The organism is Sphingomonas sp. Marseille-Q8236 (genome assembly GCF_965112005.1).
Genome location: NZ_CBCOPO010000001.1, coordinates 603,020 through 617,374 on the forward strand (window position 1 = coordinate 603,020; position 14,355 = coordinate 617,374).

The following is a 14,355-nucleotide window of genomic DNA, read 5'->3' on the forward strand; positions in this document are numbered from 1 at the left end:
TCGCGAAAGGGGACAGCGCCCGCAGGCCGTGACGAAGGAGGAATTTCATGCGTCCCGAGTCGCTCTCGCCACACCCCCACTCCCTAGGGGGCCAAGTTATCCACACCCCCAATATCTGCCACGGCGACGCAATATCTCCGCGAATCTGGCGGAATCCCGCGAGTCGCGCGTGCGAATCGCCTCTTGACGACCGACTCATTCCGGGTGGATGCGAGGGTTCGAGGGTAGAAGGAACGGTTAACGATGGGGGTCATCCAGACGGTAGGAAGGCCGATCGGGACGCGGCCGGTATCGGCGCACCGCGAAAGCGACCTGCCGCTGGGTCAGATCCTGATGGGCGACTGTATCGCGGCGCTCCGCTCGCTGCCCGACAAGTCGGTGGACATGGTCTTCGCCGACCCGCCCTATAATCTGCAACTCGGCGGCGAGTTGTTCCGCCCCGATGGCAGCCATGTCGATGCCGTCACCGATGCCTGGGACAAGTTCGACACCTTCGCCGCCTATGACGCCTTTACCCGCCTATGGCTCGCCGAATGCTACCGGGTGCTGAAGGACAATGGCTCGCTCTGGGTCATCGGCAGCTATCACAACATCTTCCGCGTCGGGACCGCGGTGCAGGATCTGGGCTTCTGGATCCTCAACGACATCATCTGGCGCAAGTCCAACCCCATGCCCAATTTCAAGGGCACCCGCTTTACCAACGCCCATGAAACGCTGATCTGGGCGTCGAAGGGCGAGAAGGCGAAATACACCTTCAACTATCGCTCGATGAAGACGCTGAACGACGAGATCCAGATGCGCTCGGACTGGGAATTCCCGATCTGCGGCGGTCAGGAGCGGTTGAAGAAGGACGGCCACAAGGTCCATCCGACCCAGAAGCCCGAGGCCTTGCTCTACCGCATCCTGCTGGCCTGCACGCGGCCGGGCGACGTGATCGCCGACCCGTTCTTCGGCACCGGCACGACCGGCGCGGTCGCCAAGCGTCTGGGCCGCCAGTGGATCGGGATCGAGCGCGAACCGGCCTATTGCGCCGCCGCGATCGAACGGATCGAGGCCGCCCTGCCCCTGGACGAAAGCGCGCTCGCCACGATGCAGAGCCCCAAGGCACAGCCCAAGGTGGCGTTCGGGACGCTGGTCGAGAATGGCTATCTCGCCCCCGGCATGCCGTTGATGGACGCCAAGCGGAAATGGCGCGCGACGGTGCGCGCGGACGGCTCGCTGCTGTCGGAATGCGGACAGGCCGGGTCGATCCACCGGCTTGGCTCGATGCTTCAGAACCGGCCGACCTGCAATGGCTGGACCTTCTGGCATTATGAGATGGAAGGGTCGCTGAAGCCCATCGACGCGATGCGCCAGACCTGGCTGCTGGCAACGCAGCCGTAACCCCATATTCCTGCCCTGGAAGGGGAGGTGGCGCGCTTAGCGCGTCGGAGGGGTGTCCCGTTATCGAGGGGGTGATACCCCTCCACCAGCTTCGCTGGTCCCCCTCCCCTTGCAGGGGAGGAATTGAGAAGGCTCCCCATGCATCTGCGCCCCGTCCAATTTGTCGACACCCCTATCGGGCTGGAGGAAGGCAGCGTCGCGCGGCTGGCGGGCGGGATGCAGTGGTTTGCAGCCTATGAGGTCCGCGAAGGCACCAGCCGCCGCATCGTCCCCCTCGCGCGCTTCGCGGAGGAACTGGGCGGCTTTCCCCGCGCCCAAGCGCTGCACGCCGCCTTCACGTCGCCCCGTGCGCCCTGGGTCATGGGCGGACGCACCCTGCGCTTCGACCACCCCCAGCTTGCCGCGATCCTGAACGTCACGCCGGACAGCTTCTCGGATGGCGGCAAACATATCGGCGATCCGGCCGCGGCGGCCGACAGGGGCATGGCGATGGCCGCCCAGGGCGCGGCGGTGATCGATCTGGGCGGGGAGTCCACCCGCCCCGGCGCAGCCCCCGTCTGGGAAGGCGACGAGGTCGCCCGCACCGCCCCCGTCATCGAACGGCTGGCCCGCGGCGGCGCGCTGGTCTCGATCGACACGCGCAAGGCCGCCGTGATGGAAGCCGCGCTCGCCGCCGGAGCCGGGATCGTCAACGATGTCGCGGCCTTGCTGTGGGACGACCGCGCGCTGGAGGTGGTGGCGAAGGCCGGTTGCCCGGTCATCCTGATGCACTCCCCCGATCCGGCCAAGGGTGGGCATGGCCGGATCGGTTATGCCGATGTGCTGACCGAGGTGTTCGACTGGCTCGAGGCGCGGATCGCGGCGGTCGAGGCGGCGGGCGTTCCTCGCTCGCGGATCATGGTCGATCCGGGCATCGGCTTCGGCAAGTCGCTGGCGGACAATCTGGCGCTGATCAACGGGCTTGCGATCTTCCATGGCCTGGGCTGCCCGGTCATGCTGGGGGCCAGCCGCAAGCGGATGATCGGCGCACTGTCGAACGAGGCCCCGGTCGATGCGCGGCTGGGTGGGTCGCTGGCGCTGGCGCTCAAGGGTGCGGAGGCGGGCGTCCAGCTCATCCGCGTCCACGACGTCGCCGAGACGGTGCAGGCCCTGCATGTTTGGCGGGGCCTTCGCGACCGCGCGCTGATGGGATAACCCCCTCGCTTTTCGCGGGCCAAACGCCCACATAGGGCCGATGCAACGTCCCCAACCCCAGATCATCCGCGTCATCGACCTGGAGACGACCGGACAGGCCCCGCCGACGCACGGCGTGTGCGAGATCGGCTGGCAGGACGTCGCGCTGGGCAAGGACGGCCGCTGGGAGCTGGAGGGCGAAGGCGGCAGCATCCTGGTCAATCCGGGCCGCCCCATCCCGCCCATTACCCAGGCGATCCATCATATTCTGGACGAACAGGTCGCCGATGCGCCTTGGTGGCATGACGTCGCTCGCCGGGTGCTCGACCCATGGCCGCGTCGCCTGGCGCTGGCGGCACATCGTGCGGATTTCGAGCAGCAATATTGCACCCCCGCCATGACCCGGTCCGCCGACTGGATCTGCACCTGGAAATGCGCGCTTCGCCTCTGGCCCGACAGCCCCAGTTTTTCCAACCAGGTATTGCGGTACTGGCGCAAGCCGGAGGGACTGGTGCACGAACGCGGCCTGCCCATTCACCGCGCCTTTCCCGACGCCTATGTCACCGCGCACCATTTGCGCGACCAGTTGAACGAGGCGAGCCTGGCGCAATTGCTGGAATGGTCGCGTAGCCCCGGCCTGTTGCCGCGCGTCCGCTATGGACCCGATCGCGGCAAGGACTGGCGCGAGATCGACGAGGATTCGCTGATGGGATTCCTGACCGATCGCGATCCCGATGTCCGCTTCACCGCCGAGACCGAGATGGCGCGGCGGCGCGGCGGCGGCCATGTCGGGCGTCCTACCCCGCAGGAACTGTTGCTGTGATCGGGACTCAACCGCTGGTAACGCTACGCATCCTTCGATAAGGCGTTCGTTATGCAGGGGTTGAGTAGCGCGCCCACCGGCGCAAATCCCATCGGTCGTATCCTGATCGCCGCCATGGCGACGGGATTTCTGGCGCTTCTGGCCGCTGCCATCGCGGCGGGCTATGCCATCCGGCAGGGCAATCGACATAGCGATTGGGTCGTCCACACCTATCGCGTCGAAAGCGAGCTGATTGAGGCACGCCGATTGGCCGAGCAGAAGGAAACCGCCCGTCGCGGCTATATGCTGGCGGGCACGCCGGCCTTTCTCGAAAGCTTCCAGCAGGCCCATGCTGCGCTGATCCCGCAGGTGGCCGAGCTTCGGCGGCTGACCGCCGACAATCCCCGCCAACGCGGACCGATGCGGCAGGTCGGCGAGCGGCTGGCCGAACTCGACGCGGCGCAGCGCGCGACCAACGCCTTGGTACGGCAGGGGCGCGGGGCCGAGGCGCTTCGTCTGTTCCGCGCGGACAGCGGCCTGCAACGGATGCAGAAGCTGCGCATGGTGTTCGACGGCATGGCACGCGAGGAACGCCGCCTGCTCGCGCTACGCGATGCCGAACAAAGCGCCAGCCGACGGACCTTCTCGATCGTCGTGGCGGTCGCGGCATTGCTGTTCGTGCTGGTATCGATCGTGTCCTTCCTGACCGTGCGCCGCTACACCCGCGACCTGCACGCCTCGCGGATGGCGCTGGCCGGTCTGAACGCGACGCTGGAGGATCAGGTCAAGGAGCGGACCGCCGACCTGGCGCTGGCGAACGAAGAGATTCAGCGTTTCGCCTATATCGTCAGTCACGACCTGCGTTCGCCCCTGGTCAACGTCATGGGCTTCACCTCGGAACTCTCCGCTGCGACCCAGCCGCTGGCCGAACTGATCGACCGGGCCGAAGCCGAAGCGCCGCAGATCGTGACCGAGGAGGCGCGCCTCGCCGCGCGCGAGGATCTGCCCGAGGCGATCGGCTTCATCCGCACCTCGACCGCCAAGATGGACCGGCTGATCAACGCCATCCTGAAACTCAGCCGCGAGGGACGCCGGGTGCTGGCCCCCGAAATGATCGCGCTGGACCAGCTGGTCGAGCAGATCACCGACTCGATCCGCCATGTCATCGACGATCGCGGCGTCGCCGTGACGATCGAACGGCCGATGCCGGTGATCGTCAGCGACCGGATCGCGCTGGAGCAGATCCTCTCCAACCTGATCGAGAATGCGACCAAATACCGTCATCCGACGCGCCCGGCTGAGGTCCATGTCTCGGTGCAGCAGACGCCGGGGCGTGTGATCGTGGCCGTGCGCGACAATGGCCGCGGCATCGATCCGCGCGACCATCAGCGTATCTTCGACCTGTTCCGCCGGTCGGGCCAGCAGGACCAGCCGGGCGAAGGGATCGGTCTGGCCCATGTCCGCGCGCTGGCCTATCGTCTGGGCGGTACGATTTCCGTCGAGTCTCAACTGGGTCAAGGCGCGACCTTCTCTCTGTCGCTACCCGCCACCCTTTCCATCGAAGGCGCCTGAATGAACGACCATCGCTCCGTGGGTATCGTCATGATCGAGGATGACGAAGGCCATGCCCGCCTGATCGAGAAGAATATCCGGCGCGCCGGCATCCTGAACGATATCCGGCACTTCACCGATGGCACCACCGCGCTCGACTTCCTGTTCAACGCGCCCGACGGCCCGGCCAAGAGCGGCCCGTCGCTGGTCCTGCTCGACCTCAATCTGCCCGATATGAGCGGCACCGACATCCTGGCGAAGATCAAGGACGATAGCAGCCCGCTGCGCCGGGCGCCGGTCGTCGTGCTGACCACCACCGACGACAAGGTGGAGATTCAGCGCTGCTATGATCTGGGCTGCAACGTCTACATCACCAAGCCCGTCAATTACGAGAATTTCGCCCAGGCCATCCGCCAGCTCGGCCTGTTCCTGTCGGTGATCCAGGTGCCCGAGGTAGAGGGCTGATCGCCCGCTTGCCCATGACGACCGGCGGCCCGCCCCGCATCCTGTATATCGACGATGACGACGCGCTGCGCCGTCTGGTGTCGCGTGCGCTGAGCCGCCATGGCTATTCGGTATCGTGCGCGGCGTCGGGAGCTGAGGGGATCGCGCTGGCCGCGGAGGGCGGGTTCGATCTGGTCGCGGTCGACCATTATATGCCGGGCATGGACGGACTGGAGACGCTGGCCGCGATCACCGCGCTGCCCGATCCGCCGCCGGTCGTCTATGTCACGGGTTCGGACGAAGGGCGGATCGCGGTCGCCGCGTTGAAGGCGGGGGCCGCCGATTACGTGGTGAAGACGGTGGGCGAGGATTTCTTCGACCTGCTGTCCGCCAGTTTCGAGCAGGTGCTCGACCGCGCCCGGCTGGAACGCGCCAAGGTCGCCGCCGAAGCCGAACTGCGCGCCTCCAATGCGCGGTTGGAAGCGATGCTGAGCGAGGTCAATCACCGCGTCGCCAACTCGCTGCAACTCGTGTCGGCGATGGTCGGACTGCAAAAGGGCGGATTGGACGACGCCCGCGCGCGCGACGCGCTGGAGGATACGCAGCGCCGCATCCGCGCCATCGCACAGGTGCATCGGCGCCTCTACACCGCCAATGACGTGGATCAGGTCGATCTGCGCGACTATCTGGGCGCGCTGATCGAGGAACTGGGCGAAAGCTGGTCGAGCGATGCCTGCCCCCGCACCCTGACGCTGGTCGCCGAACCGATCCGCGTGAAGACCGACCGGGCGGTGTCGATCGGCGTGATCGTGACTGAACTGGTCACCAATGCCTGCAAATATGCCTATCCCGACGGCGTGGGCGAGGTGCGCATCACCCTTACGCGCGGCGAAGAGCATTGCCTGCTGGTGGTGGAGGACGATGGCTGTGGCATGGCGGTCGATCAGGCTCCCAAGGGGACGGGCCTTGGCGCGAAACTGATCCGCGCGATGGCCCAGAGCCTGCAGACCGTGGTGGAATATGACCCCGCGCATCAGGGTGTCCGCGCGATGCTGAGGGTGCCGGTCTAGCGTGCCGTGCGGGGGCGCTCGGTTTGCCGGCCCCCTCCCTTTCACACCATTCGCATCGTCAATCGCCGAACCCCCTCCAGCACCATCCCGAACACCAGATGCGACGCCGCGCTATAGGCATGGGTCGCGGGGGGTGTGTTCTGCGGCGCGGCGCCCCAACCAAAGGCGGGCACGGCCAGATCATCCACCGTCAGCATCGTCGCCAGCCCATAGGGTGCCCCCAGCCCCAACGTCGCCTCAGGCCGTTCATGCGCCAGCGCGCCATAGAGCCCCCCCAGCACCGCGCCCGTGGCGTAATGGACGATCACGCCGGAGGTTTCGCGATATTTCTGGGTCAGCGGCTCGCCGGTCGCCATCTTGGCGAGCGTATCGGCGGCCTTCACGGTGGCGGGGTCGTCATTGCTCCCCTTTTGGCCGAACGCACCCGCCGCCACGGCTTGAAACCGGTTCATCGCCAGCGAGGCTACCAGCCCGCCGACCACGCCGACGCCGATCGCCCAACCCAGGCCGTGCTTCGTCTTCGCCATTCGCGCCACTCCAGCCATTCCGATCCGCCAACAACGGGCCGATCGGAATAGGGTTCATGGCACGCGCGTCAGGGCTTGCGGAACTTGTAGACGAACTGGTCTGTGCGCCCGCGAATGGCGGGATCGAAGACGTTCTTTGAATGATCGTCCTCGGGATTGCGCAAGACGCGGCTTTCGCCAACGAAGCGGAATCCCACCGACTGGACCTGTCGCTTCACGTAATCGGGGTCGATCCGGTGCGTGGTGTTGGTGTTGGCCAGTCCCTTGCCTACCGCATCGGCGTGATCGATGATGACATAGGTGCCGCCCGACTTGAGCAGCTTGAACACCGCCTGGTCGAAGGCACGGAGCGCGGGTTCGCCCGCATCCTTGTTGGCGACGTCATGGTAATTCTGGACGGTCCAGAACAGGTCGACCGGCTTGTCGGAGACGGGCAGGTTGACCGCCTGCACCTGCGCGGTCGCATTGGGCAGGTTCCAGCCCTGGATCGTGCCCAACGCCTTCTCGGCATATTTCTGCCCGGCGGCGGGCCAATAGGCATAGACATGCCCCTTCGGCCCGACGATGGCGGAGAAGATGCGCGTCCAATAGCCCTTGCCCGGCAGGTAATCGATGACCGTGTCGCCGGGCTTCACACCCGAAAAGGCTAGGACGGCGGCGGCCTGACGACGTTCGTCATCGGCAGCCTGATCGGCGCGCGCGGGATCGACGAGCGCGGCGGTGACGTACGCGGGGACGGCCGCGGGCTTGGTGGACGCGGCAGGCTTTTGCTGCGCGACCGCGACGGTCGCCCCCGCCGTCAGCAACAATCCCAGTGCGATGGCCTTCATGCCTGCTCTCTCCTATGTTCTGATGCCGTCATCCCCAACCGCCGTTCAGGCTGAGCGTAGTCGAAGCCCAAGGGATTCGCGTGGCCTTCGACTTCGCTCAGGCTGAACGGAGCGGGGGAATGGATAGTCCCGATTACACGTCCAGATTCGCCACGTTCAGCGCATTGTCCTGAATGAACTCGCGACGCGGCTCGACGACTTCGCCCATCAACCGGCTGAACACCTCGTCCGCCGCCGCGACATCGTCCGACGTCACGCGCAGCATCGAGCGGACCGCCGGGTCGAGCGTGGTTTCCCACAGCTGCTCGGCATTCATCTCGCCCAGCCCCTTGTAGCGCTGGATCGCCAGCCCCTTGCGGCCCGAGGTCAGGATCGCCTCCAGCAACTGGCTGGGTCGCGCAACGCGGGTTTCACCGCGTGCCAGCGTCGTGGCGTTACCTTCCTCGTCGGTCGGCACGACATCGGCCGAAGGCTCGGTCGCGGCGTTGCGCAGCGGCACCAGCTTGCCCGCATGGGCGAAGCTCTCGGCCTGTTCGGCGGCCAGCGTGTGCAGCTTGCGCGCTTCGGCCGAGGCGATGAAGCTGGCCTCGACGATGTGGTGATCGGTCACGCCGCGCCACAGCCGCTCGAAATGGACGCCGCCATCCTCGGTCAGACGCGCCGACCAGCGTGCCTCATGATCGCCCGACTCCAGCCGCCGCGTGGTTTCGACCACCGTCGCCATGCGCTGCTCGCGGGTCAGCACGGGATCGAGCGCACCCGCCAGTGCCAGCACCTCGATGATCGCGGCGTCATAGCGGCGCGGCACGTAGCGCATCAGGGTACGCATCCGCCGCGCATGATCGACCAGCGCCTTCAGGTCGTTGCCCGACCGCGCGCCGCCCGGTCCTTCCAGCACCATGGTCGAGACGCCCGCTTCGACCAGATATTCGTCGAGCGCGGTGTCGTCCTTGAGGTACACCTCCGACCGTCCCTTGGTCGCCTTATAGAGCGGCGGCTGGGCGATATAGAGGTGCCCGCGCTCGATCAGCTCGGGCATCTGGCGATAGAAGAAGGTCAGCAGCAGCGTGCGGATATGCGCGCCGTCGACGTCTGCGTCGGTCATGATGACGATCTTGTGGTAACGCAGCTTGTCCGCGTTGAAATCGTCGCGGCCGATGCCGGTGCCCATCGCCTGAATGAGCGTGCCGATTTCCTTGGACGAGATCATGCGGTCGAAGCGCGCGCGCTCGGTGTTCAGGATCTTGCCGCGCAAGGGAAGGATCGCCTGGAAATGGCGATTGCGCCCCTGCTTGGCCGAACCGCCGGCCGAGTCACCCTCGACCAGGAAGAGTTCGGACTTGGCGGGATCGCGCTCCTGGCAATCGGCCAGCTTGCCGGGCAGCGAGGCGATGTCCATCACGCCCTTGCGCCGGGTCAGCTCGCGGGCGCGCTTGGCGGCCTCGCGCGCGGCGGCGGCGTCGATGATCTTGGCGACGATCGCGCGGGCGTTCTGCGGGTTTTCCTCCAGCCAGTCGGCCAGCTTGTCGGCGATCAGCGCCTCCAGCGGCTGGCGGACCTCGGACGAGACCAGCTTGTCCTTGGTCTGGCTGCTGAACTTCGGATCGGGCAGCTTGACCGAGACGATCGCGGTCAGCCCCTCACGCATATCGTCGCCGGTCAGCGTCACCTTCTCCTTCTTCAGAAGGCCCGACTTGTCGGCATAATTGTTGAGCGTGCGGGTCAGCGCCGCGCGGAACGCCGCGATATGCGTACCACCGTCGCGCTGGGGGATGTTGTTGGTGAACGCCAGGACGTTCTCATAGTACGAGTCGTTCCACTCCAGCGCGACGTCCATGCCGATCGCATCGCGCTGGCCATGAATGGCGATGGGTTCGGGGAAGAGCGGCGACTTGGAGCGATCCAGCCACTTCACGAAGGCCGCGATGCCACCCTCATAGTATAGCTCGACGGTCTTGGGCTCGTCATGGCGCGCATCGGTCAGGAACAGGCGGACGCCCGAGTTCAGGAACGCCAGCTCGCGATAGCGATGCTCCAGCTTATCGAAGTCGAACTCGGTGATCTTGAAAGTGGCGGGCGACGGCAGGAAGGTGACGCGGGTGCCCTTCTGCCCCGGCTCGGCCTTGCCGACGACCTTCAGTGGCGCGACCGCATCGCCGTGTGCGAAGCGCATATAATGCTCCTCGCCGTCCCGCCAGATGGTCAGGTCGAGGAACTCGGACAGCGCGTTGACCACCGACACACCGACGCCGTGCAGGCCGCCCGAGACCTTGTACGCATTGTCGTCGCTGGTGTTCTCGAACTTACCGCCCGCATGGAGCTGGGTCATGATGACCTCGGCTGCCGAGACGCCCTCTTCGGGGTGGATGCCGGTCGGGATGCCGCGGCCATTGTCGGTGACGCTGACCGAGCCGTCGGCGTTCAGCTGGATGTCGATGCGGTCGCAATGCCCCGCCAGCGCTTCGTCGATCGCATTGTCGCTGACCTCGAACACCATATGGTGCAGGCCCGAACCGTCGTCGGTATCGCCGATATACATGCCCGGCCGCTTGCGCACCGCGTCGAGGCCCTTCAGCACCTTGATCGAGGAGGCGCCGTACTCATTCGTCTGGGGGGTATCTGCCATAGCGAGTATATAGGAATTGCGGGCCCCTAGGGGAAGCGAAATGGGAGGAACCGCAGCCCTTTCGCGCCCTCTTGCAACGGGGCCGGCTTCGTGGCGTTTGAAGTGCCATGAACGACCCCGCCGACGCCCCCGCATTGCCCGGTTTTGAGCGGATTAAGACGCTGTTACTCGGCGCCGCGCGGAGCGGTAATGACGGGGCCGTCATTGCGCTGATGCGGGACAATGCGGCGCTAGCGGAGCGGCTTTCCTGACACGGAATTCACCGCACGCACGGGAGCCGTTCGGGCAGCGACGCCTATGGTCGGGCATCGATTTTCGGCTTGGGAGACCTATGATGACCGGCAAATCCATCATCCTCGCTACTGCTCTGATCATGCTGGGCATGGGGACGGCCTCGGCGCAATCCGCATCGGTGCGGGGTGCCTATCCCAGCTGCGATCTGGCGAAACAGCACCGGGTGCGGGGCCAGACCGGCGGAACGATCCGCGACAGCCGCCAGGCGCATATCTCGGTCCGCGCCAATATCCTGGAGGCGGACATCGGCAATGCCCGCAAGGCGCGCCGCCTGACCCAGCCCCAGGCGCAAAAACTGTGGCAGCGCGTCGAACAAGTGCGCCGCGACACCAACGCGGCGGTGGCGCAACAGGGTTTCCTGAGCGCCGGCGAATTGGCGAGCTATGACCGGGCGCTGGATGTGATCGCGGCGGCGCTCTGCCGCTGACCTTCTAAATCCCGCTCAGAACGTCACGCGCGTCGCCTCTCCCGGCACGTCGACGAACAGCGCCGGCTCGGTCCCGGTCATCCACACCTGCCCCCGCCCCGCCAGCCGCTCGAACAATGCCGCACGGCGCGACGGGTCGAGATGCGCCGCCACCTCGTCGAGCAGCAGCACCGGCGGGGCGCCCCGCCGTTCGGTAACGAGATCGGCATGGGCGAGCACGATGCCCAACAGCAACGCCTTCTGCTCGCCGGTCGAACAGAGCGCCGCCGCCTGCCCCTTGGCCACATGGGTGACCGACAGGTCGGCGCGGTGCGGCCCGACCAGCGTCCGCCCCGCCGCCCCATCGCGCCTTCTCCCCATCGCCAGCGCATGGGCGAAGGCGGCCGGGTCGACCGCCTCGCCCTCCAGGGCCAGCGAGGCGCGCGCGAACACGCTGTCGGGCACCTCCTCCAGCCGCTGGTCGAGCGCCGCCACCGCCGCGACGCGCGCGGCATCGACCGCCGCGCCATGCTCGACCATCCGCGCTTCCAGCGCACTCAGCCAGTCGGGATCGACCGGCCCGTCGCTGGCGAGCAGCCGGTTGCGCTCGCGCATCGCTGCGTCATAGCGGGTCGCATGCATGCCGTGCGCCGGGGCCAGCGCCAGCACCAGTCGGTCGAGGAAGCGCCGCCGCTCGGAAGCGGGCTCGACGAACAGCCGGTCCATCACCGGGGTCAGCCACAGCACCGACAGCCAATCGGCGAGCGCATTGGCGCTGGCTGCCGCGCCCTGCACCCTAACGACCCGTCGCTCGGGCGCGGACGGGAGCGCGCCGGTGGCGATCTCGACATCGCCGTCGAGCGTCGCGGCGACGCCGAACCCGCCCTTGCCCCCCTGCCGCGCCATCGCCGAGAGCGCGGCGCGGCGCAGCCCGCGTCCGGGCGCGAGCAGCGACACCGCCTCCAGGACGTTGGTCTTGCCCGCCCCATTTTCGCCGGTCAGCACGATAAACCCCGCACTGGGGGCCAGCGCGAGGTCGGCGTGATTGCGGAAGTCGGTGAGGACGAGGCGGGAGAGCATTATGACCGCCTTAAAGGGTATCGTTCCTCAAAACATCCTCCCCTGCAAGGGGAGGGGGACCAGCGAAGCTGGTGGAGGGGTGTCGCCCTATCGAGAGCGGGACACCCCTCCGTCAGGGCTACGCCCTGCCACCTCCCCTTGCAGGGGAGGAAAGATTTGTCACACCCGCATCGGCATCAGCACGTACAGCGCGGGGGCCTTGTCATTCTCGCGGATCAGAGTCGGCGCGGCGGCGTCGGCCAGGTGGACCTCGACCAGGTCGCTGTCGATCTGCCCCAGAATGTCGAGCAGATAACGGCTGTTGAACCCTATCTCGAAGCCGAGCGAGGTGTATTCGCCCGGCACCTCTTCCGATGCGGTGCCGTTTTCGGGGCTGGTCACCGACAGGGTGATCCGGTCGCGGTCCAGCGCCATCTTTACCGCGCGCGTCTTCTCCGTCGCGATGGTTGAGACGCGGTCGACGCCCTGCATGAACGCCTTGGGGTCCAGCTTCAGGATCTTGTCGTTCGCGGTCGGGATGACGCGGCTGTAATCGGGGAAAGTGCCGTCGATCAGCTTGGAGGTCAGGATCGCCTGGCCCAGATCGAAGCGGATCTTGGTACCCGACAGCGACACGCCGACCGAGCCGTCCACCTCGTCAAGCAGCTTGCGCAGTTCGCCGACGCACTTACGCGGCACGATCACGTCGGGCATGCCCTCGGCGCCATTGGGACGCTCGATGGTGACGCGGGCGAGGCGGTGGCCGTCGGTGGCGGCGGCCTTCAGCACCGGTGCGCCATTGTCCTCGGCGACATGCAGGAAGATGCCGTTGAGGTAATAGCGAGTCTCTTCGGTCGAGATGGCGAAGCGGGTCTTGTCGATGATCTGCTTGAGCAGTTCGACCGACAGCTCGAACTGGGTCGGCAGCTCGCCCTCGGCGATGACGGGGAAATCGTCGCGCGGCAGGGTGCCGAGCGAAAAGCGCGCCCGGCCCGCCACGATGGTCATGCGCCCCTCGGCGGCGGTCAGCTGCACCTGCGCACCCTCGGGCAGCTTGCGCGCGATGTCGAACAGGGTGTGCGCCGACACGGTGGTCGAACCCGGCTGGTCGACCGCGGCGGCGACGCTGTCGTTGATCTGAAGGTCCAGGTCGGTCGCCATCATGCGAAGCTGGCCCTCGGCCGTCGCCTCGAGCAGCACGTTGGAGAGGATCGGAATCGTGTTCCGCCGCTCCACCACCGACTGGACATGGCTCAAACCCTTGAGCAGCGTTGCGCGTTCGATCGTCGCCTTCATTTCCTGATCCCCCGCCGGAACGACCGCATGGCCGGAGTCCGAGTGTGATAAATGGCCTTGGTTCCTACCCGCCAAGAAGGGGCCGAAGCAAGGCTTCGACCCCTCCACCACTGGTAGTAAAACCACCGTTAATGTGGAAAAGAATCCCGGCTCAGAAGCGCAGGCCCAATCCGGCAAGCAGCTGATGGCGGTTCGGGTTGATGCCGACGCCATCCATTTCGTCATAGTGCGAATAGCGATATTCGCCCTTTACGAAGGTGTTGGGGCTGATCGCATATTCGAGCCCCGCACCCAGGCGATAGCCGCCGACTTCCTGTTCGTTGGCGGTGGTGACGCCCGCCGTGGTGTAGCGCGCATCGAACTTGGCGTTGGTGTAGCCCGCCTTCAGATAGCCCATCGCGACCGGCGAGATGACATAGCCGACGCGCGCACCGGCATAGAGATCGCGGCCCGCGCCCAGGCGGAATTCGTCGCCGGGCACGCGGATGCCGTTGCTGCGCGTGTCGGAGCTGGAGCCGGTAATCTCGCCCTCCGCGCCCAGAATGACGGGGCCCGCGGGAATGTCATAGCCGATGCCCGCGCCATAAAGCACACCGTCGCTCGAACTGCCGTCCTGCCCATGACGATCGTTGAGGCTGTCATAACCGATCAGCCCTTCGACGCGGAAACCCGTGAAAGGCTGCGCGGTCTGGGCGGCGGCGGGGGCCGCCGCTGCTGCCAGCGCGGACGTCGCCAGGGCGGCGAGCATGAGCTTACGCATAACTTACTCCATTACTGTACAGGCCGCCGTTACATTGACGGTCTCGGCTTCAATGGCGTGAAACCGGCGACGTTGCATGAACCTCAGCTAAACAGGAAAAAGCGTTGCATCGGCGCAACAGCCGCGACAGGGAT

Annotated in this window: 14 protein-coding genes; 8 read left to right on the plus strand and 6 right to left on the minus strand. The window is 66.4% G+C overall.

Annotated features, from left to right (window positions below):
• The first annotated feature begins 243 nt into the window (after positions 1–243).
• The 6 genes from ACWPWT_RS02775 (at position 244) to ACWPWT_RS02800 (ending at position 6,423) form a co-directional block, all read left to right on the plus strand.
• Entirely contained in the window at positions 244–1,383 is a 1,140-nt protein-coding gene (locus ACWPWT_RS02775; protein WP_454278465.1) for a DNA methyltransferase, read from the plus strand.
• Positions 1,384–1,521: 138 nt separating this feature from the next.
• Positions 1,522–2,577, plus strand: a complete 1,056-nt coding sequence (gene folP, locus ACWPWT_RS02780) for a dihydropteroate synthase (RefSeq protein WP_454278466.1) — start codon at positions 1,522–1,524, stop codon at positions 2,575–2,577.
• A gap of 40 nt (positions 2,578–2,617) precedes the next feature.
• The gene (locus tag ACWPWT_RS02785; protein ID WP_261270275.1) at positions 2,618–3,379 is read left to right on the plus strand and encodes an exonuclease domain-containing protein; all 762 of its coding nucleotides are present in this window, start codon (positions 2,618–2,620) and stop codon (positions 3,377–3,379) included.
• A gap of 51 nt (positions 3,380–3,430) precedes the next feature.
• Positions 3,431–4,930, plus strand: coding sequence for a sensor histidine kinase (locus tag ACWPWT_RS02790; RefSeq protein WP_454278467.1), 1,500 nt, complete (start codon positions 3,431–3,433; stop codon positions 4,928–4,930).
• The gene (locus ACWPWT_RS02795; RefSeq protein ID WP_261270273.1) at positions 4,931–5,374 is read left to right on the plus strand and encodes a response regulator; all 444 of its coding nucleotides are present in this window, start codon (positions 4,931–4,933) and stop codon (positions 5,372–5,374) included. It begins immediately after the preceding gene.
• Between the two features lie 14 nt (positions 5,375–5,388).
• Entirely contained in the window at positions 5,389–6,423 is a 1,035-nt protein-coding gene (locus ACWPWT_RS02800) for a sensor histidine kinase (RefSeq protein ID WP_454278468.1), read from the plus strand.
• A gap of 41 nt (positions 6,424–6,464) precedes the next feature.
• On the opposite strand, the gene ACWPWT_RS02805 is transcribed toward ACWPWT_RS02800, so the two are convergent.
• From ACWPWT_RS02805 to gyrB, 3 genes are all read right to left on the minus strand, one after another.
• Positions 6,465–6,950 (minus strand): DUF1440 domain-containing protein, encoded by a 486-nt coding sequence (locus ACWPWT_RS02805; RefSeq protein ID WP_454278469.1) that lies wholly within the window; start codon positions 6,948–6,950, stop codon positions 6,465–6,467.
• Between the two features lie 68 nt (positions 6,951–7,018).
• Entirely contained in the window at positions 7,019–7,780 is a 762-nt protein-coding gene (locus ACWPWT_RS02810) for a class I SAM-dependent methyltransferase (protein ID WP_454278470.1), read from the minus strand.
• A 133-nt stretch (positions 7,781–7,913) separates the two neighbouring features.
• Positions 7,914–10,406 (minus strand): DNA topoisomerase (ATP-hydrolyzing) subunit B, encoded by a 2,493-nt coding sequence (gene gyrB, locus ACWPWT_RS02815; protein WP_454278471.1) that lies wholly within the window; start codon positions 10,404–10,406, stop codon positions 7,914–7,916.
• A gap of 107 nt (positions 10,407–10,513) precedes the next feature.
• On the opposite strand from gyrB, the gene ACWPWT_RS02820 reads away from it, so the two are divergent.
• Positions 10,514–10,657 (plus strand): hypothetical protein, encoded by a 144-nt coding sequence (locus ACWPWT_RS02820; RefSeq protein ID WP_454278472.1) that lies wholly within the window; start codon positions 10,514–10,516, stop codon positions 10,655–10,657.
• 83 nt (positions 10,658–10,740) lie between these two features.
• The gene (locus tag ACWPWT_RS02825; RefSeq protein ID WP_454278473.1) at positions 10,741–11,127 is read left to right on the plus strand and encodes a hypothetical protein; all 387 of its coding nucleotides are present in this window, start codon (positions 10,741–10,743) and stop codon (positions 11,125–11,127) included.
• Positions 11,128–11,142: 15 nt separating this feature from the next.
• Here the strand turns inward: ACWPWT_RS02825 and recF are convergent, their stop codons facing one another.
• The 3 genes from recF to ACWPWT_RS02840 form a co-directional block, all read right to left on the minus strand.
• Positions 11,143–12,186, minus strand: a complete 1,044-nt coding sequence (recF, locus tag ACWPWT_RS02830; protein ID WP_454278474.1) for a DNA replication/repair protein RecF — start codon at positions 12,184–12,186, stop codon at positions 11,143–11,145.
• 159 nt (positions 12,187–12,345) lie between these two features.
• The gene (dnaN, locus tag ACWPWT_RS02835; RefSeq protein WP_261270267.1) at positions 12,346–13,461 is read right to left on the minus strand and encodes a DNA polymerase III subunit beta; all 1,116 of its coding nucleotides are present in this window, start codon (positions 13,459–13,461) and stop codon (positions 12,346–12,348) included.
• A 151-nt stretch (positions 13,462–13,612) separates the two neighbouring features.
• On the minus strand, positions 13,613–14,221 hold the full coding sequence (locus tag ACWPWT_RS02840) for an outer membrane protein (RefSeq protein ID WP_261270266.1): 609 nt from the start codon (positions 14,219–14,221) through the stop codon (positions 13,613–13,615).
• Positions 14,222–14,355 lie beyond the last annotated feature (134 nt).